Origin of the sequence: Paraburkholderia sp. SUR17 (genome assembly GCF_029536165.1) — a bacterium.
GTDB classification, from domain to species: domain Bacteria; phylum Pseudomonadota; class Gammaproteobacteria; order Burkholderiales; family Burkholderiaceae; genus Paraburkholderia; species Paraburkholderia kururiensis.
The window spans coordinates 1208079-1228353 of sequence record NZ_CP120509.1 but is presented as its reverse complement, the minus strand read 5'-3'; the positions used below and the strand labels follow the sequence as shown (position 1 = coordinate 1228353).

The window sequence follows — 20275 nt, the reverse complement described above, 5'->3', positions numbered from 1 at the left end:
AATTCCAACCTGGCACGACGCCGTGCCCGCAGCCGCCGGGTCTCGCGCTCCGTCACGACATGAACAAGCCGATTCTTCCGCTCACGTACGAACAGCTCGGTCAGTGGATCGAGTCGCTGCAACCGGCGCTGCGCGCAGAAAACTTCGCGGTCATCGTAGGCATTCTGCGGGGCGGCGCGCCGCTCGCGCTGATGGCCTCGCATGTGACCGGCGCGCCGGTGGCGTTCCTGCGCTACGACCGCTCCACGCGCGCAGTCACGTGGGACTCCACGCTGCCGCTGCCCGAACCGGGTTCGCGCGTGCTGCTGTGCGAAGACATCGCGGGTCTGGGTTTCACGCTGACCGACTGCATCGCGTTCCTGCGCGAGCACGGCCTCACGGTGCGCACCTTGACAGGCGCCTACGACGACCTGAGCCGCCTGCGCCCCGACTATTCGATCGACGCCGACAGCTTCTTCACGCTCTTTCCGCAGGAACGCCAGAGCTACACCCAGCGCTACCGTTCCAGCTGGTCGCGCGAAGGCGCACAAACAGATGCACTGATCGCGACCGACCGCGAATACGCCACCTACGCCATCGACCTGGACGGCATCGTGCCGCCCGACACGCCGCTTGCCGCCGAAGATGATTTCGACGCCACGCTGGAGGAGCGCGAGGCGCTGCAGCCGTTCCGCAAGTTTTCGGGCGTAGAGATCGGACGCGTGCGGGCGGTCGTGACCGACCGTGCTGAAGCCGAGCGGGCGCGCGTGCAGAAGTGGCTCGAACGCCAGGGCTTCAACGGCGTGGAACTCATCATGCGCGAGGCCGGCCCGCACGACGCATCGCCGTCGGCGCAGGCCGCGCACAAGGCCGAAGCCGCGCAGCGCTGCGGCGTGACGTACTTCGTGGAAGGCGACCCGCTCGAAGCCATCCTGATCGCCCAGCAGGCCCCGCTGCTCCATGTGGTCTGGTGGAACGCGCACACGCAGAGCGGCACGCTGATCGGGGCGTCGGCCTGGCGCTAGGCGCTTAGCGCCGGCCAGGCTCCAGGCGGCTGGCGGCTGGCGGCTGGCGGCTGGCGGCTGGCGGCTGGCGGCTGGCGCAATCGAGCGCCGCTTCGACCGCTTCATTCAACCGCTTCATTCCGCCGCTTCATTCAGGCACGCGCAATTGCCGCGCGGCGCGCTGCGATGCCACGAGAATCAGCTTCATGGTGGCCCGCGTCGCACCGACAAAGAGCTTGCGGGCAACACGCTCGTCGAGCGTTTCAAAATCGATTTCCGTGAAGATCACGCAAGGCGCGGCCTGCCCCTTGAAGCGATAGATCGACTCCAGCAGCACGTCGCCCTCGCGGTATTCGGGGTTGCCGAACAGGTCGTACTTGCCCGTGAAACTGCGCAGCCGGTGCGGGCCGAGATGGTCGAGCGCCGTGAGCGCCGAGCCCTCGCGGCCGCGAAACGACAGCACCACGATGTCCTGCCGGCGAAAGCCGAGCCCGAGCGCCTGCGTGATGGCGCGCTTGGTGGCGTCGACGATGCCTTCGGTCGCTTGCGGGCCGTCGTGATGGTCGTAGGTGGAGACCGCGACGTCGGACCCGTCGAACGGGCTGCCGGCCACAAGGCGCGCGGCGTCCTGCGACACCGGCCCCGCCACCTCGCGCACGTAGTCGAGGATGTCGCGCGGACTGCGGTAATTCGTCGATTCCCGCAGCACGGTCCAGCCATCGAGCGTCACGCTCTCGCGCATATAGAGGTTCTGCAGCGGGTCTTCGAGCCACCACCACGCGGCACCCGGCCGCAACAGCCGTTCGAGCGCCGCCACCCACGGCTGCATGAAGTCCTGGCCTTCATCGACGATCAACACGTCGAACTGCCAGCGCGCGTCGATGGGCGTCTGCGCAAAGGTCTGTTCGAGCTGGTCGAAGACGTCGGAGCGGCCGAAATCCGGCGCGCGTCCCGCGTCGCGTGCAATCCAGTCGCACAGCTGGTGATAGTTGGCCACCTTCACGCCGGGAGGCGCCACGCGCGCGATATGGTCGGCGAGCGGCCGGTTGAAGCACACGTAAAGCACACGCTGATCGCGCGCCACGGCGTCTTTCATCACCTGCACCGCAAGCTGCGTCTTGCCTGAGCCCGCCGTGCCGATCACGCGCAGCCGGAACGGCGAGAATTCGAGCCGCCGCGCCCAGGTGGCAAGGCCGCCCGCGAGGCGCGTGACGAGCGTGCCGGCCGCGCCCACGAGCGCGCTCGCGTCGGGCGTGAGCGCAAGTTCGTCGGCGAGAAAATGGTGAATCTTCGCGGCGCATGGCAGACGCGGCTCGTCGGCAGGCAGCGCTTCGCGCACGATGGCGGCGAGCCGGTCCTTGCGCGTGGCATCGACGATACGCGCCGGGTTCACGCCGGCAATGGCCGCGTTCCTCACGACGTGATCCGGGCAATACAGCAGCTCTTCGATGAAATACGTGCCGGCCCCGAACGCCGCGGTAAAGCGCCGATGCAGGCCTTCGATGGTGCGCGCGAGCGCGATGGCCACATTGCGCTCAGTCTGCAGATGGACCTTCACGAGGCCCTTCGGCGTCTCGCGCAGGAAGCCCGTTTTCTGCTCGACGATCATCACGCGGCCTGCCGGACTCACGATCACGAAGTCCGCCTCGCCGAATACCGAGAAGTTCTGGTTGAGCCGCGTCCAGTGCACGCCGTGGTAGACGGTGTAGTCGGCCGGCAGCGCTTCTTCGAGCAGCGTAAGCGTTTCGCGCTCGCGCGCGGCCGCGCCGGTGGCGGCCAGATGCTTCCAGTCGTCGGGAACAATGCGGGCCATGCGGCGCCTCGTCGTGGTCGGTTGGGTGGGTTGCGGGCAGTGGGGTGACTGGCGGAATTGCGGCTGCCGGTATTTTACGCACGCGGCCCCGCACCGCATCATGCCGGCCGTTTGCCGAAGCGCGCGAACCACGCGACGAACGACGGCGGACGATGGCGAACGGCGGCGGACGATGGCAAATGGCGGCAAGCAGCGGTCAGCGTGCCGGAAGCCGCCTTGCGGATCGTGTATCGTTACTGGTTCATCGCGCGCGCCGTGCGTGCGCAATCTGTCTGCAAGCCTATTGAAGGAGAACCGGCCGGATGATCACGATCTGGGGACGCGCCAACTCGGCGAACGTGCAGAAACTTTTGTGGTGCTGCGACGAACTCGTGCTGCCGTACGACCGCATCGATGCGGGCATGCAGTTCGGCCGCACCCACGACGCCGACTATCTCGCGCTGAATCCGAACGCCCGCGTGCCGACGCTCGTGGACGGCGAGTTCGTGCTGTGGGAATCGAACTCGATCCTGCGCTACCTCGTGATGCAATACGGCGCCTCCAGCCAGCTCTATCCGGCCGATCCGAAGGTGCGCGCGAGCATCGACCGCTGGCTCGACTGGTCGCTTTCCACGCTCGCGCCCACGGAGCGCCCGCTTTTCATGGCGCTCGTGCGCACGCCGCCGGAAAAGCGTGACGCCGCCGCGATCGAGGCCGACCGGCAGGCGGCCGCGGCGCTCTGGACGATCGTCGATCGCCATCTGCAAGGCCGCTTCTTTCTGGAGAACGACAAGTTCACGCTGGCCGACATCGTGATCGGCACGTTCGCGAAGCGCTGGTTCGATCTGGAAGGCGTCGAGCGGCCGTCGCTGCCGAATCTCGAACGCTGGTATTCGCGGCTTGCCACCCGCCAGGGCTTCAAGAAGTACATCGATCTGCCGCTGACCTGACGCCGCACGGGCTCACACCGATCTCCACGACATGACGTTGAACATCGCCGCGATGCTCGACGCGGCCCACCGGCACTTCGCCGCCGGTCGCCTCGACGAGGCGCGCCGCCTGCTGGAAGAAGCCGTCGATCAGGCGCCCGACCACCGCGAGGCACTGGAAGGTCTTGCTCACGTTGCCGCCCGGCAAGGCGACTACGCGCGCGCCGCGGACTGCGCCACGCGCTTGCTGCAAAGCCGCGCCGAAGGAGCGGTTTCGCACGAGCAGTATTTTTGGGCCGCGCAGCTCTGCCAGCTCGCGCAGCGGCACGGCGAGGCGATCGACCTCTTCGAGCGCTGTCTTGCGCGGGCCCCCGATCATCCGGCGCTGCTGCATGGACTCGCGATGTCGCTCGTACAGAACGGCGAGCACGAACGTGCGCTGGCAACCCTCGACCGCCTGAGCGCGCGCCATCCGCAGCTCCACGAAGCGCATTACAACCGGGGCAAGCTCCTCGGCACGCTGGGCCGCTACGACGAGGAAATGGCAGCCTACCGGCGCGCCATCGCCATCAAGCCGAACTTCACGCCGGCCTACGTGAACCTCGGCGTCGCCCTGCGCGATCTGCACCGCTTCGACGAAGCCCTCGCCCAGTTTCGCCAGGCGCTCGCTATCGACCCCAACGACGTGGGCGCCCGTACGAATCGCGCGCAGACCAACCTGCTGCTCGGCGAGTTCGAGCACGGCTGGCGCGAATACGAATGGCGCTGGCGCGACGGCACCGACACGCACGGCTTTCCCGACGCCACCTTGTGGAAAGGCCCGAAAGCGCAGCCCCCGGCGGGCCGAACGCTGTTCGTGCATCACGAACAGGGCCTCGGCGACACGCTGCAATTCGTCCGCTACGTCGACCTGCTGGCCGACGCCGGCGCGCGCGTCGTGCTGCGCGTTCAGGACACGTTGCTGCCGTTCCTGCGCGACTACCCGGGAACCGTGGCGGTCATCGGCGAACACGATCCGGTGCCGGCGTTCGACTGGCACTGTCCGTTGCTGAGCCTGCCCTTCGCGTTCGGCACGCGTGCCGCCGGCATTCCGGCGAAGACGCCGTACCTTGCGGCCGACGCCGCCCGGCTCGCGCAATGGCACGACGTCATGGCCGCAGCAGGCGAGCGGCCGCGCGTGGGCATTGCATGGTCGGGCAGCCGCACACACGTGAACGACGTGAACCGTTCGATGCGCGCAGCCCAGCTCGCGCCGCTCTTCGATGCGCCCATGTGCTTCGTCTCGCTGCAGAAAGACGTGCGCGACGAAGACCGGGCGTGCCTTGCCGAAACGCCGGCGCTGCTCGACGTTTCGCACCGGCTCGACACGTACGCCGACACGGCAGCGCTCGTGGCCCAGCTCGATCTCGTCATCAGCGTGGATACGTCGGTTGCCCATCTCGCCGGAGCGCTTGGCAAACCCGTCTGGATCGCGCTTCCGTTCACGCCCGACTGGCGCTGGCAACTCGGGCGCACGGACAGCCCGTGGTATGGCGAAGCCCGATTGTTCCGCCAGCCCGCCCGGGGCGACTGGGCTTCGGTGGTAGCGAACCTGCGGGCCGCGCTCGACGGTTTCACGCCCGCGAGCGCAGCCCGCGCAGCCTGAGCGGACGCGGCGCCGACAAGGCGCGCCGCCCGGCGCGCCCACAACGCCAGCCAATGCCAGCCAACGCCCGCCCGTATAATCGCCGCATGAAGATCGCAAAATCCTCGCCCGTCGACCGGAAACCGGCTGCTCGCCCAGCCGGTCATGCGCATGACCACGACGGCGGCCAGCACGACTCGCACACGGCGGGCGGTTCCCCAGGCGCTTCGCATGCCGGGACGCCCGCCTCGCAGGAAGAAGCGCTCGCGCTCGCCGATGCCTACTGCCGGGAGCGCGGCGAGAAGCTCACGCCGATTCGCCGCAAGGTGCTCGAACTGCTGCTCGCATCGGGCCGCGCCACCAAGGCGTATTCGCTGCTCGACGAAATGCGCGCGATCCATCCCGGCTCCGCGCCGCCCACGGTTTATCGCGCACTCGACTTCCTGCTCTCCGCGGGGCTCGTGCACCGGATCGAATCGATCAATGCGTTCACGGTCTGCCACGATCTCACGCAGTGCCGGCATGGCGTGCTCGTGGTGTGCCAGCAATGCGGCAACGTAACCGAACTGCATCAGCCCACGCTGCGCGCAGCGCTCGTGGCGCAGATCGAAGAAGCGGGCTACCGGCTCGCGAGCGACGACATCGAACTCAAGGGTGTCTGCGCCAACTGCCAGGCGGCCGAACGCGCGGCCAAAGATGCGCCGGGCGCAAAAACGGTGAAAGCGGCGAAAGCGGAAGCGTAGGCCTACGCGCTGGAATGTTCGGCTGCGGTTGCCTGTCTTTGAATGCGACGCGGTGCTGGGGCGCGATCAGTCAGTGGGCCGATCTGCGGCAGACGCGGGCGTCTTTGCAGCTTTCACAACCTTCCCAGTCTTCACGCGCTGGGTCCCCTTCGACGTATTCAGCAGCACGGCAGCACGAATCAGTGCCTTCAGCGCTTCCGCCTCGATTGCGTCGCCCTCGTGAAAATCGATGGCGCGCCGCGTATTTCCCTCGAGACTCGCGTTGAAGAGACCGGCCGGGTCGTCCAGCGACGCGCCTTTTGCGAACGTCATCTTCACGGCGCTCTTGTAGGTCTCGCCTGTACAGATCAGCCCGCCGTGCGACCACACCGGCACGCCGCGCCACTTCCACTCTTCGACCACGTCCGGGTCGGCTTCCCTGACAAGCGCCCGTAGCCGCGCCAGCATCTCGCCGCGCCAGTCGCCCAGTTGCTGGATTTTTTCGTCGATGAGTGTGGAGGCAGAGGGGCCTTCCGGCGGTTCGCTCTTTTTCATGTTCTGCGTGTTGGGCATGTTCCCGACCCGGCTAAACCTGCCGGCTAAACCCGCGCGTCGATCGATTCGCGCAGCAGCGCGATGAGCTTGTCGGGCTGGGCCGGCTTGGTCATGAAGTGCTGGAACCCTTCGCCGATGCTGCGCAGCCGCCAGCTTTCGCCGGTGTGGCCGGTCAGCGCGATCGCGACGGAAGGCGTGTGATCGCAGCGTATTTCATGGTCGCGCAGGCGTTGAATGAGGTAAAACCCGTCCATGGCGGGAAGGTCGAGGTCGCATACCACGGCGTCGGGCAGCAGCCGAAGCGCCGCTTCAACGCCTTCTTCCGCGTCGGCTACAGCGACAACGCGCGCGCCCTCCGACTCCAGCAACGTTGTCAGCGACTCCCGGCTTTGCGGGTCGTCTTCGACAAGTACGATCGTTGCCTGATCGAGTCCTTGTAGTTCCTTCATGTACCTTGATGCAAAAAGACAGATTCAGGGGCCGCACACGAGGACGATTCCCCTGCACGGCATGCCGCGCGCGTCGTGCCGGCCGCTGGCGTTGGCTGACGGGCGCACGCGGATACGACGCCTTTGGATACCCGGCTTTGGATACCCGCATTGCAGCGATGTTCCAGGGGACGGATGCAAAATACGTTCCAGTTTTCTGCACCCACTGGCGCCAGGCTCACGCTACGTCGCGGTGCGGACGATAGCGCCGCAAAAAGACAGCCTTGTGAAAGGCGTTGCGGCCCCATCGACGATGCTTCGGGTGCTGTCTGAAATCATGGCCGAAGGTCTGTTCGCCGTCGTGGCCGGGCCCGGCGCCCGGGGATGTGCCGGCGATCGCACTGGCTTTTCGGCCGATGTCAGCCGCGCGCCGTGCGGCGCTATCATGGCGGACCCTTCCCTCCTTTTTCCGGACACGACGATGCAGGAACTCGACGCCGCCACTCTCGAAGCGCTCCGCCACGTCACCACGGCAACGCTCACCACGCAGTTGTTCAAGCGCGGACTGCGCAACACCTTCATGCAGGGCGTGAGTCCGCTCGCCGCGCATACGGGGCCGAACCTCGTCGGTCCGGCCTTCACGCTGCGCAACATTCCGTCGCGCGAAGACATCGACGTGCTCGAACTGTTCGCCGACCCGGAGTACGCGCAGCGCAAGTGCGTGGAGACGGCGCCCGCAGGCCACGTGCTGGTGCAGGATTGCCGCGGCGAGCGCGCCAGCGCTTCGTTCGGCTCCATCCTCACGCTGCGGCTCAAAGTGCGCGGCGTGGCAGGCATGGTGTCGGACGGTCCCGTGCGCGACAGCGCCACGATCGCCGAGCTTGGCCTGCCCGTGTTCTGCGCCGGCGCCAGCGCGCCGCCGAACCTGATCCGTCATCACGCGGTGGACTTCAACGTGCCGATCGGCTGCGGCGACGTCGCGGTGTTTCCGGGCGACGTGATCGTAGGCGACGCGGACGGCGTCGTCGTGATTCCGCGTGGCATCGCCGCCGAGGTCGCCGCGGCCGCGGCGGAACAGGAACGGCTCGAAACGTTCCTCACCGAACGCATTCGCGAGGGCGCCACGCTGCCCGGCACGTATCCGCCCAACGACGTGACGAAGGCCGCCTACGAGGCGTGGAAAAAGACGCACTGAAAGGGCGGGAACCCTCGGCCCGGCGCTTCAGTCCTGCGGCCCGACGCCATGCAGGAGCAGTGCTACGGCGTGCCGGGCGATGGCCTGCGCACTGACCTGGCGACGCGCGGGCAGATCGCGCCATTGCTTCGACGTGGCAAACGGCAGCACCGTCAGCCCGAGCAGCGTCAGAAACACGAGCGAGGGTTCGAGTGCGCGGTTGAGCCGCCCTTCCCGTTGCCAGCGCCGGATTGCGACGAGCGCCGCCTTGCGGTTCGCGTTGCCGAAGCGTTCGTGCATGCGCTGGCGCAGCACGCCGCCTTCGCTGATCACCTCGCGCACCCAGAGTGGCGGGAACCAAGGGTTCTCATCGGCGACTTTGACGAACAGCAGCGCGAGGTCGGTGAGCGCTGCGACCGGATCGTCGGGATGGTTGCGGAACGGCTCGCCGAACTGCGCGCGAAGCGGCACGAAGCACTCGTCGATCAGCACGTCGATCAGCTGGTCGCGCGTGTTGAAGTAGTAATGGACCATCGCCGGCGTCACACCGGCCTCGCGGGCAATGGCGCCCAGCGTGGTTTCGAGGATGCCCTGCCGCGCGAACAGCCCAAGCGCCACTTCGAGCAGTTTCTCGCGCTGCTGCGGCCCCCGGGCGCTACCCGATGGCCGGCCCGGGCGGCGCGGCGGGTCGTTGTCTCCCAACTTCTCGCCTCGCGCGGCCAGGGCCTGGGCGCCATCGCCCCCATCGCCCCCATCGCCCCCATCGCCCCCATCGCGGGCATTGGCCCCGACGGTCCCGCGCGGCACGCGGTTTCTGACGTGCAGCGCGGCTCGCGCGCTTCCTGCTCGATCCTGTTTCGGTTCTGACATGCTGAATCTGGAATGGCGGCGCATGGTGCTGCGGGCGCCGGTTCGGTTCATCGCGCCCGGCACGGCGACACGGACACGGCGCGCCCGGCGAATTTACGCAGGGTAACAGAGTCCCGTTTGACGTAGGCGCTCATCCGCAATATATTAATCTTCGTGTTAATTAATTCAACGTCAGGCACTTCCCATGGAACTACAAACCTCCGCGCAAGGCGAAGGGCACCGTGAAGGGGCTGGCGGCATCGGTTCGCAGCCGCAGACACCAACGCAAGCACAGGGGCATCCGCCCATCCGCCTGCTGTTTCCGGCGCTCCTGCTCGTCATGCTGCTCGCCGCACTCGACCAGACCATCGTCTCCACGGCGCTGCCCACCATCGTCGGGGAACTGGGCGGGCTCGACCAGCTTTCGTGGGTCGTCACCGCCTACCTGCTCACGTCCACCATCGTCGTGCCGCTCTACGGCAAGCTGGGCGACCTGTACGGCCGCAAGGTCGTGTTGCAGGCGGCCATCGCGCTGTTCCTCGCCGGCTCGGTGCTCTGCGGCATCGCGCAGAACATGCCGCAGCTGATCGTGCTGCGCGCGCTGCAAGGTCTCGGCGGCGGCGGGCTGCTCGTCATCACCATGGCCGCGATTGGCGACGTGGTGCCGCCCGCCGAACGCGGCCGCTACCAGGGCCTCTTCGGCGGCGTGTTCGGCCTCGCGACGGTGGTCGGTCCGCTGCTGGGCGGCTTTCTCGTCGAGCATCTGTCGTGGCGGTGGATCTTCTACATCAACGTGCCGCTCGGTGCGGTCGCACTCGTCGTGATCGGCGCCGTGTTCAAGCCGCGCACCGCGCACGTGAAGCATCAGATCGACTACATGGGCGCCGCGTTTCTGGCCGGCGCGCTCACGTGCATCATTCTCTTCACGAGCGAAGGCGGTTCGGTGCTGCCATGGTCGTCGGCGCAACTGTGGCTCACGCTCGTGCTGGGCCTCGTGTGCGTGGCGGGCTTCATCCACGAGCAAAAGCACGCGGCCGAACCCATCATGCCGCTCGAACTCTTTCGCGAACGCACGTTCTTGCTAGCGAGCCTGATCGGCTTTGTCGTGGGTGTATCGATGTTCGGCTGCGTCACGTTCCTGCCGCTCTACCTGCAGGTCGTGAAGGGCTCCACGCCATCCGAGGCCGGCGTGCAGATGCTGCCCATGATGGGCGGCCTGCTCGTCATGTCGATCGTGGTGGGACGACTGATCAGCCGTATCGGACGCTACCGGATCTTTCCGATTGTGGGGTCACTGCTCGTGGGCGTCGCGATGGTGCTGCTCTCCACGCTGAAAATCGAAACGCCGATCCGCGTGATGTACCTCTACATGGGCCTGCTCGGCTGCGGCCTCGGCATGATCATGCAGGTACTCATTCTCGCCGTGCAGAACACGGTGGCGTTCCGGCACCTCGGCGTGGCCACGTCGGGCGCCACGCTGTTCCGCTCGATTGGAGGCTCCGTTGGCGTGGCGGCATTCGGCGCGGTGTTCTCGCACGGCCTCGAAGCGCGGCTCGACAAGATTCTGCCGCCCGACACGGGTCTGCCGCAGGGGCTCACGCCCACCGCGATCCAGCATCTGCCCGCGGCGCTCCACGACGACTATCTCCAGGCGTTCGCGGGCGCCCTGCACACGGTCTATGTCGTGGCCGCCGTGGTCGTGGTGCTGGCGTTCGCGCTCTCCTGGCTGCTTCAGGACGTACCGCTGCGCGAACATCACTGACGTGTATGAGCGGCCGGGTGGCGCGCGCCGTCCGGCCCGTCGACATTCCTGCGGAATAAGCGGTACTTCGGCCCTCTGCTCTCTTCTTTGATCCACCGCCCGCGCTGCTAGTCTGGTTGCCTACCCGATCCTCGATTCCCGCTGCCGGCGCACAACGCGCCGACAGCGAACTGACGGCAAGCTTTCGGCCACCATGACGTCCAACGCACTCAACTTTTCCGGCGGTCCCGGCGCCCTGCCCGAGTCCGTTCTCGAACAGACGCGCGAGGCCATCGTCGCGCTACCCGAGACGGGGCTCTCGGTGCTTGGCATGAGCCATCGTTCGGCCTGGTTCAAGGCGCTCGTGGACGAAGCCGAACAGAACCTGCGCGCGCTGCTCGGACTCACCGACGACTACGCCGTGACGTTCCAGCAAGGCGGCAGCAGCCTGCAGTTCGCCATGATCCCGATGAACTTCGCGCGCGGCGCAGGCTCGCCGCCCGAGTACGTGACCTCCGGATACTGGAGCGGCCGCGCGACGCAGGAAGCCGCCAAGGTGACGGCCCGCCGCGTGGCCTGGGATGGCCGCGCAACGGGCTACCGGCAACTGCCGGCGCTCGATGCGCTCGACGTCGCGCAAGACGCCGCGTACCTGCACTACGTTTCCAACGAAACCGTGGAAGGCCTGCAGTTCCCTGTCTTCGACAACACGCCGCCCGCCCCGCTGATCGCGGACATGTCGTCGGACTTTCTGTCGCAGCCCATTGCCTGCAACCGCTACGCGATGATCTACGCGCACGCGCAGAAGAATCTGGGGCCCGCGGGCGTGACGGTCGCCGTGATCCACCGGTCGCTGCTCGAACGCATTCCCGAGGGGCTGCCCGCCATTCTCGACTTTCGCACGCACGTCGCCCACGGCTCCAACTACAACACGCCGCCCGTGTTCGCCATTTACGTGCTCACGCTCGTCACGCGCTGGCTGCGCGACGAGATCGGCGGACTGGCCGCCATGCAACGAATCAACGAACGCAAGGCGGCGCGTCTGTACGGCACGCTCGACGCACTCGGCGACGCCGTGAGCATCCACGCACACACACCGTGGCGCTCGCAGATGAACGTGGCCTTCACGTTCGGCGACCGCCGGCTCGACGAGGCATTCGTCGCGGCCGCGCGCGAACAGGGCATCGTGGGACTGGAAGGACATCGCTCGCTGGGCGGGCTGCGCGCCTCGCTCTACAACGCGGTGACGGAACAGGCTGTCGATACCCTCTGCGAGGCGCTGACCGAGTTCGCGCTGCAACGCGCATGAGCATGAGCGCCACGCCGAACGAAGAACCGGGCGCCATGCCGGAAGCCAACGCCAGTCCCGCCACCGCTCTCGCCGCGCCATGCGCTGAGGCCACGTCCGCGAGCGTACCGGCAACGAACACTGCCGACACGCTGACGAGCCTCGCCCGCGCCCTCGACGCTGCGCCGCTCGACATGGACCTGCATCGCGCCATCCTTGCCGCCATGCGCGAAGCCGGCGACGAAAGTGGCTTCCTCGCGCACCGCATCGCCGTGGTGACGGCCGAAACCATCGCGGCGGGCGCCCCCGATCTTGCGGCGATTCCGCTCTACAACCTCGCAACAACGTTCTACCTGCGCGGCGAGCCCGCGCGCGCGAAGCACTGGTACGCGCACGCGCTCGCCGTGAATCCGAACCTGGCGATCGCACACCAGAACCTCGCAGCGATCTACGACGAAGAAGGCCGCGCTGCGGACGCGCAACGACACCGCTCGCGCGCCTACAGCCTGCAACGCGTGTTCGTGGAGCCCGTGGAGCGCCCGCAACGCCAGTTGCTGATCCTGTGCTCGGGCCATGCGTCGGGGAACGTGCCCTTCGATACGCTGCTCGACCCGCAAACCGCCTCGCGCATCAAATACGCCATCGACTATGCCGACGACGCCGAAGACACGCAGTTGCCCCCGTTCGATCTCGTCTTCAACGCAATCGGCGAGGCCGATATCGCCACGCCGCTCACGCCGCGCATCGAACGCTTCGCGGCGCGCTGCGGCAAGCCGCTCCTGAACCGTCCCGGCGCGGTCGCGAATACGCAGCGCCACCGCATGCCGGCGCTGTTCGACGCACTCGACGACGTCGTGACGGCGGCCTGCATCCGGCTCGACAGCGTGCCGCCGTCGCCCAACGTGCTCGAACGCTGCCTTGCCGTCGGCGCGCTCGCGTTCCCGCTGCTGATGCGCCCGCTCGCCACGCACGGCGGCGACGGCCTGACCTTGCACGCGTCGATGGAGACGCTCTGGCCCGCGCTCGAAGCGCTCGCCGCGCCCTGCTATCTCACCGCGTTCCATGACGTGCGCAGCGCCGACGGCTACTTCCGTAAGTACCGCATGGTGTTCGTCGACGGCGAGCCGTTCCCCTACCACCTCGCCATCGCGCCGCACTGGATGGTCCACTACTACACGGCCGAAATGGATGCGGCGTGGAAGATCGCCGAAGAGCGGCGCTTCCTCGAAGACCCGGCCGCGACGCTCGGCGAACGCGCGATGCGGGCGATTGTCGCCATCGCGCAACGGCTCGACCTCGACTACGGCGGCATCGACTTCACGCTGCTGCCCGACGGCCGCGTCTTCGTGTTCGAAGCGAATGCCACGATGCTCGTGCACCGCGAACCGATGGACGGGCCGCTCGCGCACAAGAACGCATTCGTGCAACGCATTGTCGATGCGTTCGAGCGCATGCAGATGGCGCGTCTTTCGGATGACGCGCCGGGCTCGCCTCGGCCGGCGTAGCGCAAAGTAGCGCAAAGCGCCGACAAGAGCCTGTCTTGCCACGGTGCCAAACGGTGCCAAACGGTGTCAAAGAGCACCAGGGAACCCATTTTGTCCGCTTCAACGCGCCGCCGAATGCAGGTAAGGTGACGGCAGAACGCGCGGCGCCGCGCCGTGCCTTGCCACATCGCCCGCCGCATACACGGCGGCCACACAGCGAAGCAGCCATGAGCGAACTCTCCCCTTCCGTTTCTCCTCACGGCGACGCCACCTTGCGCGACGCCACCGAGCAGGATCTGCCCACCATCGCGGCCATCTATGCGCATCACGTGCAGCACAGCGTGGCATCGTTCGAGGAAACGCCGCCCACCGTCGACGACATGCGCACGCGCCTCGCCACGGTGCGCAGCCTCGGCCTGCCGTGGATGGTGGCCGAGATCGACGGCAAGGTGGCCGGCTACTGCTACGCGACGCCCTACCGCCCGCGCCCCGCATACCGACACACGGTGGAAGACTCGATCTACATCGACGACACCTTTCGCGGACGCGGCCTGGGCCGCGTGCTGCTGGCCGCGCTGATTGAGCGCTGCGAACAGGGGCCGTGGCGCCAGATGATCGCGGTCATTGCAGACGGCGGACGCGGCGGATCGCTCTCGCTGCATCGCAGCCTTGGGTTCGAGTTGATCGGCACGCTGAAGTCGGTGGGCTTCAAACAGGGCCGATGGCTCGATACGACCTTGATGCAGCGCGTGCTCGGCAAAGGCGATGCGGTGCCGCCCGGCGCGTGATGTGGCGTTAAGCGTGGTCGAGCGTGGTTGAGCGCGGTGGCTCGCCAGCGATGTCCGCTGTACTCAAACGACACTCATGCGGCACTCGAGCAGCGCTCAGCCCGCATTCGAGCGCAGCCCTTGAGCAGCCCATGCGCCACGCAGCCCAGGCGTCTCGCGAGACGACGCCGCGTTAGAATTCCGGCATGCCGAACACGCCCTCTCCCGCCGCGCCGTCCAACGAGCCGTCCGATCCACCGCGCAACGAGTACACCGTCGACGAACTCGCACGCGTGGCCGACACCACCGTGCGCAACGTGCGCGCCTATCAGGACCGCGGCCTGCTCTCGCCGCCGGAAAAACGCGGGCGCGTGGGCGTCTACGACGACACGCACGTCTCGCGGCTCAAGCTCATCAATCACCTGCTCGCGCGCGGCTACACGCTCGCCAACATTCAGGACCTCATCAAGGCCATCGACGAAGGCCACGACCTGCGCTCCATCCTCGGCCTCGAAAGCGCCATTGGCAGCCGCTGGTCGCATGAAAGGCCCAGGAAGTATTCGCTCGTCGAACTCGGCAGGATGTTCGGCAGCAAAGCCTCACCCACCGTACTCGCGAAGGCGCTCGAACTCGGGCTGCTGGAACGCGACGGCCTCTCGTTCGTGGCGAAGAGCCCCGCGGCGCTCAACGCCGGCGCCGCCATGGCGCACGAAGGCATTCCTGCAGCGGACCTGCTCGACGCCGTGCGCGCCGCCCGCCCGCATTTCGGCGCGGTGGCAAAGGCGATGGTCGATCTCGTCGTGCGACAACTGGACCGTTACGAGAGCGGCGACCTGCCGCCGCCTGCGGACGTCCCCGCGCTCGTGGAGGCGATCTGGCGCATCCGGCCGCTCGGCATGGTGCTCGTGGAAACCGAAATGAACCGCGCGCTCGAAGAGGCGTCTGGCGATTACCTGGGCACGCGCGTGGCCGCGATCATGGAAAAGCTGGGGCACGGCGAGGCGGGCACGGCAGACGACAAGGCCGCCGCGACGAAACGGGCAACGGCGAAAAAAGCCGCATCTCACGCAGCGGCCTCCGGAACCACGGGCCGCGGCTCCGCTGGCAAGCCGGCGAGGAGCAACACGACCAAGGTCGGACGTGGCCGCACGTAGCGATTCGAGCGATCGGGTCGCCTAAGGCCGAGCGTTTCGTTCGCAAGCGGCCCGGACCCCTCGCTTACCCCCATCCACGGGCGCTCCATACGCGCCCAAGGCGTTCCGCTATCTACCGCCCCGCGCGGCTGCACACCTCCCCCAGCCCAGGCGCTTCCATAGAGTCCCCTTTCTAACCCGCTCCTTGCGCCTTCCGTTTTCAGCCTCTATCGTTACATCCACCGATGTAACAGTTGACACTGAATAAAAAGGAGACGGATCGGATGAACGCGCGCACCCTGCCCGCCGAAAGCGCCGCGCCCGCGGAGATCGACGTCGCGATCATCGGCTCGGGCTTTGCCGGGCTCGGCATGGCCATCCGCCTGCGCGAAGCGGGATTCACCGACTTCGCTATCGCCGAAAAAGCCGCCTCCGTAGGGGGCACCTGGCGCGACAACCACTACCCGGGCTGCGCCTGCGACGTGCAATCGCACGTCTACTCGTTCTCGTTCGCGCCGAATCCGCGCTGGACGCGCATGTTCGCGCCGCAGCCCGAAATCCGCGCGTACCTCGAAGACTGCGCGCAGCGTTTCGGCGTGACGCGCCATATCCGCTTCGGCCACGAGCTTGCGAACGCCACTTACGACGAAGCCACCCACCGCTGGCACCTGCGCTTCGTCAACGGCCAGCAATGGTCCGCGCGTGTGCTGATCTCGGGCATGGGCGGTCTCTCGCGTGCGGCGCTGCCCGACCTGCCAGGCCTCGAACGCTTCGCCGGCAAGACATTTCACTCGCAGCAGTGGGACCACACGTACGACCTCGCGGGCAAGCGCATTGCCGTGATCGGCACCGGCGCGAGCGCCATTCAGTTCGTGCCGCAGATCGCGCCGCGCGTCGCGCATCTCGATCTCTTTCAACGCACGCCGCCGTGGATCATGCCGAAGCCCGATCGCGCCGTGCGCCCGTTCGAGCAGTGGCTGTTCCGCCGTCTGCCCTTCACGCAGAAGCTCATGCGCGCGGGGCTCTACTGCATGCTCGAATCGCGCGCGCTCGGCTTCGCGATTCATCCGAAGCTCATGAAAACCGTGCAGAAGATCGCGCTGCGCCATCTGCGCCGCCAGGTGCCGGACCCGCAGCTGCGTGCGGTCTTGACACCGAACTACACGATTGGCTGCAAGCGCGTGCTGATTTCGAACGACTACTACCCAGCGCTTTCGCGCGAGAACGTGAAGGTGGTGACGAGCGGCATCCAGCGTATCGAGGCCGACGCGGTGGTCACGCTCGACGGCGTGCGGCACCCCGCCGACTGCCTCATTTTCGGCACGGGCTTCCAGGTGGCGGACCCGTTTCCGCGCGGCGCGGTCATCGGACGCAACGGCGTCGATATCGTGGACACCTGGCGCGACGGCGCGCACGCGTACCTCGGCACGACACTGCCTGGTTATCCGAATTTCTTCATGATCGTCGGACCGAACACGGGGCTGGGCCACAACTCGATGGTGTTCATGATCGAGTCGCAGGTCGAATACATCGTGCAGGCGCTGCGCACGATGAAGCGCGAGTTCGCCGACGCCATCGAGGTGCGCCCGCACGTGGAGCGCGCCTACAACGAGCGCATCCAGCAGAAACTGGGCCGCACCATCTGGTCGACGGGCGGCTGCAAGAGCTGGTATCTCGATCCGCGCACGGGCAAGAACACGACACTGTGGCCCGGCTTCGCCTACCGGTTCCGCCAGGCCACGGCGACCTTCAACATGGCCGACTACTTCGCCTGGACTCAGCCGCCAGCCGTGCGTCCAGCCACGCCGGCCGCAGTCACCGCACTCGCTGAAAACGGCAGCGGCACGCGCAACGTCGCAACTACGCCATGAGGCAATCAAAGGCCGCGAAGCACCTCTCATAACGACAAGGCAATGCAAAGCAACACCAGGCAACACCAGGCAACACCAGGGAGAACAGGAGAACCACGATGAAGCATTTCACCGACCGGGTTGCCGCCATCACGGGCGCGGGTTCGGGCATGGGCCGCTCGCTCGCGCTGGCGCTCGCCCGCGAAGGCTGCCACCTCGCACTCGCCGATCGCAATGTCGCCACGCTCACCGAAACGGCCAGGCTCGCGCGCGCCGCGGCACCCGACAGGATCGGCGCGCCGCTCACCGTCACGACCTGCGTGCTCGACGTCGCGGACCGCGCCGCCATGTACGCCTGGGCTGACGCAACCGTCGCCGCTCACGGCCGCGTGAACCTCGTGTTCAACAACGCGGGCGTGGCGCTCTCCAGCACCATCGAAGGCATGGAATACGCCGACCTCGAATGGATCGTCGGCATCAACTTCTGGGGCGTGGTGCATGGCACGAAGGCGTTTCTTCCGCATCTGAAAGCGGCGGGAGAAGGTCATATCGTCAATACGTCGAGCGTGTTCGGCCTCTTCGCGCAGCCAGGCATGAGCGGCTACAACGCGACGAAATACGCGGTGCGCGGCTTCACCGAAGCGTTGCGCGAAGAACTCGATCTGATGGGCTGCGGCGTATCCGCCACCTGCGTGCACCCCGGTGGCATTCGTACCAACATCGCGCAGGCCAGCCGCATCGCGAAGAACATGGTCGGCTTCATGATCGAGGACGAACAGCAAGGCAAAGACGACTTCGAGAAGTTCTTCATCACGAGCGCCGACGATGCGGCCCGCACGATTCTCGCCGGCGTACGCCGCAACCGTCGGCGCATCTTGATCGGGCGCGATGCGCGCGCCGCCGACTGGCTCGCGCGCAGTCTGCCCGCCGCGTACCAGGCGCTCGTCGTGTGGCAGACGCGCCGCATGCGGCGCATCGCGCAACGCCGTGCGCGCGCTCATGCCGTGGAGCACGAAGCATGAACGACGCACGCGCCCCCATGGAAACATCCACGCAACCTTCCGCGAAACCGACGCAACCCCGAGGAGAGATGGCCATGATGCCCGTGCGCCGCGACCTGCGTTTCGCCCTGCCGCCCGAGCGCGCCTGCACGTGGCACGCGAAGGGGCCGTACGTGACGCACTTTTTCAACGCGCTCTCGCTGCTCTTTCCAGCGGGCGAGCGCTTTTTCATGGACTCGGTGCGCAACTATCGCGACCGTATCGACGACCCGGTGCTCAAGCAACAGGTGCTCGGCTTCATCGGTCAGGAAGCCATGCATACGCGCGAACACATCGAATACAACGATCTGCTCGACGCCGCGGGCCTGCCCGCGCACAAGCTCGACCGTCGCCTCTGGTGGATGCTGGACCTGTTCCGCAAGACGCTGCCGCAGTCGTTCCAGCTTGCCATCACGGTGGCGCTCGAACACTACACGGCGATGCTCGCCAATATGCTGTTGTCCGACGCCACGCGCATCGAGGGCTCCGAGCCCGGCTACACGCGCATGTGGACGTGGCACGCGCTCGAAGAAACGGAGCACAAGGCCGTTTCGTTCGACGTCTGGAATACGGTGATGAAGCCCGGCGTGGGCCGCTATCTGCTACGCACGGGCACCATGCTCGCGACCACGGTGCTGTTCTGGCTCATCGTGTTCGACTACCACGTGCGCCTGCTGATTGCGGACCGCAAGCGCGGCGGCCATCTGCGCGGCCTGTGGCAGACCGTGAAGTTCCTGTATGGCCCGCGCCACGGCGTGTTTCCGGGCATTGCGGGCGAGTGGCTCAGCTTCTTCCGGCCGGGCTTTCACCCCTGGGACCACGACAATCGTGAGCATCTTGCCCGCATCGATTCGCTCGTCGCCGCGGTGGATGCTGCGAATGCGACTAACCCCGACGCCGTGCGCAAGGCGACACGTCGGCGCGTGCAGGCTGCGGCCTGAGCGTGATGACGGCCTGCGGGGCTGCCGTTCTCAATGCAACGGCAACGCGCGCCGTGCCGCCTATCGTTCGGCCGGGCGGCCGGGCGGCCCATCGTGCCGCCTGCTTTCAGCGCGGCGGCAAAGGCAACGGCGCAAGCCGCCGGAATAACGTCGGGTAGTCGATGACGATCCCGTCCTCGTCCACGGTGAGGTTCGCCGTGAAGTCGCGAAAGATGCCTTCGTAGCGATACTCGCGGTTCAGTTCGACGCACGAGTAGGCCTGCCCGGCACGCGTCACCTGCAGGTCGGGCGTGGAAATGTAGGCCACTGAAATGGGCTGACGCTCGCCCTGCGCGAGTTGCAGGCGGCGGATGGGCAGCGTGTTCGTGAACGGCGTGGCGGCAATGTCGATATCGATGCAGCCTTCGATGCCGCCCAGCCACTGGCCGTGTCCGTCGTGCCAGTTGCCGGCGCCGTCGCCGAGCAGTTCCAGTTCGCCGCCGCCCGCGATCTTGAGGTACGCGCGCAGGGTGCGCCACTGCAGATCGCAGCGCACCTGGTAGAAGAGCCCGTACGGCTTGCTGTAGCGCTGCCCCACCACCACGCTCTCCACGTAGAAGCCGTCGTCGCGCGCGTCGAACGTCAGATGCTCGATGCCGTCGCCTTCCGCCGATGCCCATCGCACTTCGCGCATGTTCCTCTCCTGTTCGTGCTGTTCGTGCCGTCTGTGCTGTTCGTGATGCCGGAGACACAACGTCGCCGTCCGTCAACGCGTTGCCTCCTGCCTCCAGGCAGCCGCGCTCCATCGTAACGCCATTGCCGCATTCGGCGCGCTGCGCTTCCGAAGCGCCGTTCGACGCGCCCGCCCCCGCACTTCCCGTACCTGTTGCCGCCGTCGCCGCATGGTGCGGCGCGGTGTATTGACGCACTTTGCCGCACACCCGCGCGCAGGCTTCGTCGTGACATGAAACAAAAAATTGATGCACCTCAACGATT

Annotated in this window: 18 protein-coding genes; 13 read left to right on the top strand and 5 right to left on the bottom strand. The window is 66.9% G+C overall.

The window, feature by feature from the left end; all coding sequences use genetic code 11:
- Positions 1-59 precede the first annotated feature (59 nt).
- On the top strand, positions 60-1004 hold the full coding sequence (locus tag P2869_RS22940) for a phosphoribosyltransferase (RefSeq protein ID WP_126877578.1): 945 nt from the start codon (positions 60-62) through the stop codon (positions 1002-1004).
- Positions 1005-1131: 127 nt separating this feature from the next.
- On the opposite strand, the gene P2869_RS22935 is transcribed toward P2869_RS22940, so the two are convergent.
- The gene (locus P2869_RS22935; protein WP_277599665.1) at positions 1132-2796 is read right to left on the bottom strand and encodes an ATP-dependent helicase; all 1665 of its coding nucleotides are present in this window, start codon (positions 2794-2796) and stop codon (positions 1132-1134) included.
- A 302-nt stretch (positions 2797-3098) separates the two neighbouring features.
- Here P2869_RS22935 and P2869_RS22930 point away from each other — a divergent pair, with 302 nt between their 5' ends.
- The 3 genes from P2869_RS22930 (at position 3099) to P2869_RS22920 (ending at position 6071) form a co-directional block, all read left to right on the top strand.
- The gene (locus P2869_RS22930; RefSeq protein WP_277599664.1) at positions 3099-3725 is read left to right on the top strand and encodes a glutathione S-transferase; all 627 of its coding nucleotides are present in this window, start codon (positions 3099-3101) and stop codon (positions 3723-3725) included.
- Positions 3726-3756: 31 nt separating this feature from the next.
- The gene (locus P2869_RS22925) at positions 3757-5349 is read left to right on the top strand and encodes a tetratricopeptide repeat protein (protein WP_277599663.1); all 1593 of its coding nucleotides are present in this window, start codon (positions 3757-3759) and stop codon (positions 5347-5349) included.
- An 86-nt stretch (positions 5350-5435) separates the two neighbouring features.
- Complete coding sequence (locus tag P2869_RS22920; RefSeq protein WP_233411773.1) at positions 5436-6071, top strand: Fur family transcriptional regulator; 636 nt, start codon at positions 5436-5438, stop codon at positions 6069-6071.
- Positions 6072-6137: 66 nt separating this feature from the next.
- Here the strand turns inward: P2869_RS22920 and P2869_RS22915 are convergent, their stop codons facing one another.
- Together P2869_RS22915 and P2869_RS22910 are read right to left on the bottom strand one after the other, a co-directional pair.
- A complete protein-coding gene (locus P2869_RS22915) occupies positions 6138-6605 on the bottom strand; it encodes a DUF1801 domain-containing protein (RefSeq protein WP_277599662.1) in 468 nt (155 codons plus the stop codon).
- 44 nt (positions 6606-6649) lie between these two features.
- Positions 6650-7054, bottom strand: coding sequence for a response regulator (locus P2869_RS22910; RefSeq protein ID WP_017773666.1), 405 nt, complete (start codon positions 7052-7054; stop codon positions 6650-6652).
- 424 nt (positions 7055-7478) lie between these two features.
- On the opposite strand from P2869_RS22910, the gene P2869_RS22905 reads away from it, so the two are divergent.
- Complete coding sequence (locus tag P2869_RS22905; protein WP_277599661.1) at positions 7479-8228, top strand: ribonuclease activity regulator RraA; 750 nt, start codon at positions 7479-7481, stop codon at positions 8226-8228.
- A 27-nt stretch (positions 8229-8255) separates the two neighbouring features.
- Here P2869_RS22905 and P2869_RS22900 read toward each other — a convergent pair whose 3' ends face one another.
- Entirely contained in the window at positions 8256-9128 is an 873-nt protein-coding gene (locus P2869_RS22900) for a TetR/AcrR family transcriptional regulator (protein ID WP_277599660.1), read from the bottom strand.
- Between the two features lie 133 nt (positions 9129-9261).
- Between P2869_RS22900 and P2869_RS22895 the strand changes: the two genes are divergently transcribed.
- The 8 genes from P2869_RS22895 to P2869_RS22860 all read left to right on the top strand — a co-directional run bounded on the left by P2869_RS22895 (position 9262) and on the right by P2869_RS22860 (position 19300).
- Positions 9262-10818, top strand: coding sequence for an MDR family MFS transporter (locus P2869_RS22895; RefSeq protein ID WP_277599659.1), 1557 nt, complete (start codon positions 9262-9264; stop codon positions 10816-10818).
- Positions 10819-11011: 193 nt separating this feature from the next.
- Positions 11012-12106, top strand: a complete 1095-nt coding sequence (locus P2869_RS22890) for a phosphoserine transaminase (protein WP_277599658.1) — start codon at positions 11012-11014, stop codon at positions 12104-12106.
- A gap of 2 nt (positions 12107-12108) precedes the next feature.
- On the top strand, positions 12109-13590 hold the full coding sequence (locus P2869_RS22885; RefSeq protein ID WP_277599657.1) for a hypothetical protein: 1482 nt from the start codon (positions 12109-12111) through the stop codon (positions 13588-13590).
- Between the two features lie 206 nt (positions 13591-13796).
- A complete protein-coding gene (locus P2869_RS22880) occupies positions 13797-14357 on the top strand; it encodes a GNAT family N-acetyltransferase (protein ID WP_277599656.1) in 561 nt (186 codons plus the stop codon).
- 185 nt (positions 14358-14542) lie between these two features.
- Positions 14543-15490, top strand: a complete 948-nt coding sequence (locus P2869_RS22875) for a MerR family transcriptional regulator (protein WP_017773659.1) — start codon at positions 14543-14545, stop codon at positions 15488-15490.
- A gap of 263 nt (positions 15491-15753) precedes the next feature.
- Positions 15754-17340 carry an NAD(P)/FAD-dependent oxidoreductase gene (locus tag P2869_RS22870; protein WP_277599655.1) on the top strand — a complete coding sequence of 529 codons (1587 nt, stop codon included), beginning with the start codon at positions 15754-15756 and terminating at the stop codon, positions 17338-17340.
- A gap of 98 nt (positions 17341-17438) precedes the next feature.
- A complete protein-coding gene (locus tag P2869_RS22865) occupies positions 17439-18341 on the top strand; it encodes an SDR family NAD(P)-dependent oxidoreductase (RefSeq protein ID WP_277599654.1) in 903 nt (300 codons plus the stop codon).
- Positions 18342-18415: 74 nt separating this feature from the next.
- Positions 18416-19300: a metal-dependent hydrolase gene (locus P2869_RS22860; protein ID WP_277599653.1), complete on the top strand. Its 885-nt coding sequence runs from the start codon at positions 18416-18418 to the stop codon at positions 19298-19300.
- Between the two features lie 106 nt (positions 19301-19406).
- Here the strand turns inward: P2869_RS22860 and P2869_RS22855 are convergent, their stop codons facing one another.
- Positions 19407-19973: a putative glycolipid-binding domain-containing protein gene (locus P2869_RS22855; protein ID WP_277599652.1), complete on the bottom strand. Its 567-nt coding sequence runs from the start codon at positions 19971-19973 to the stop codon at positions 19407-19409.
- Positions 19974-20275 lie beyond the last annotated feature (302 nt).

What these genes read in the sequence shown, in the direction of transcription:
- P2869_RS22940 (WP_126877578.1), top strand. Translation starts at nt 60, where the DNA reads ATGAACAAGCCGATTCTTCCGCTCACGTACGAACAGCTCGGTCAGTGG.
- P2869_RS22935 (WP_277599665.1), bottom strand. Translation starts at nt 2,796, where the DNA reads ATGGCCCGCATTGTTCCCGACGACTGGAAGCATCTGGCCGCCACCGGC.
- P2869_RS22930 (WP_277599664.1), top strand. Translation starts at nt 3,099, where the DNA reads ATGATCACGATCTGGGGACGCGCCAACTCGGCGAACGTGCAGAAACTT.
- P2869_RS22925 (WP_277599663.1), top strand. Translation starts at nt 3,757, where the DNA reads ATGACGTTGAACATCGCCGCGATGCTCGACGCGGCCCACCGGCACTTC.
- P2869_RS22920 (WP_233411773.1), top strand. Translation starts at nt 5,436, where the DNA reads ATGAAGATCGCAAAATCCTCGCCCGTCGACCGGAAACCGGCTGCTCGC.
- P2869_RS22915 (WP_277599662.1), bottom strand. Translation starts at nt 6,605, where the DNA reads ATGAAAAAGAGCGAACCGCCGGAAGGCCCCTCTGCCTCCACACTCATC.
- P2869_RS22910 (WP_017773666.1), bottom strand. Translation starts at nt 7,054, where the DNA reads ATGAAGGAACTACAAGGACTCGATCAGGCAACGATCGTACTTGTCGAA.
- P2869_RS22905 (WP_277599661.1), top strand. Translation starts at nt 7,479, where the DNA reads ATGGCGGACCCTTCCCTCCTTTTTCCGGACACGACGATGCAGGAACTC.
- P2869_RS22900 (WP_277599660.1), bottom strand. Translation starts at nt 9,128, where the DNA reads ATGAACCGAACCGGCGCCCGCAGCACCATGCGCCGCCATTCCAGATTC.
- P2869_RS22895 (WP_277599659.1), top strand. Translation starts at nt 9,262, where the DNA reads ATGGAACTACAAACCTCCGCGCAAGGCGAAGGGCACCGTGAAGGGGCT.
- P2869_RS22890 (WP_277599658.1), top strand. Translation starts at nt 11,012, where the DNA reads ATGACGTCCAACGCACTCAACTTTTCCGGCGGTCCCGGCGCCCTGCCC.
- P2869_RS22885 (WP_277599657.1), top strand. Translation starts at nt 12,109, where the DNA reads ATGAGCGCCACGCCGAACGAAGAACCGGGCGCCATGCCGGAAGCCAAC.
- P2869_RS22880 (WP_277599656.1), top strand. Translation starts at nt 13,797, where the DNA reads ATGAGCGAACTCTCCCCTTCCGTTTCTCCTCACGGCGACGCCACCTTG.
- P2869_RS22875 (WP_017773659.1), top strand. Translation starts at nt 14,543, where the DNA reads ATGCCGAACACGCCCTCTCCCGCCGCGCCGTCCAACGAGCCGTCCGAT.
- P2869_RS22870 (WP_277599655.1), top strand. Translation starts at nt 15,754, where the DNA reads ATGAACGCGCGCACCCTGCCCGCCGAAAGCGCCGCGCCCGCGGAGATC.
- P2869_RS22865 (WP_277599654.1), top strand. Translation starts at nt 17,439, where the DNA reads ATGAAGCATTTCACCGACCGGGTTGCCGCCATCACGGGCGCGGGTTCG.
- P2869_RS22860 (WP_277599653.1), top strand. Translation starts at nt 18,416, where the DNA reads ATGATGCCCGTGCGCCGCGACCTGCGTTTCGCCCTGCCGCCCGAGCGC.
- P2869_RS22855 (WP_277599652.1), bottom strand. Translation starts at nt 19,973, where the DNA reads ATGCGCGAAGTGCGATGGGCATCGGCGGAAGGCGACGGCATCGAGCAT.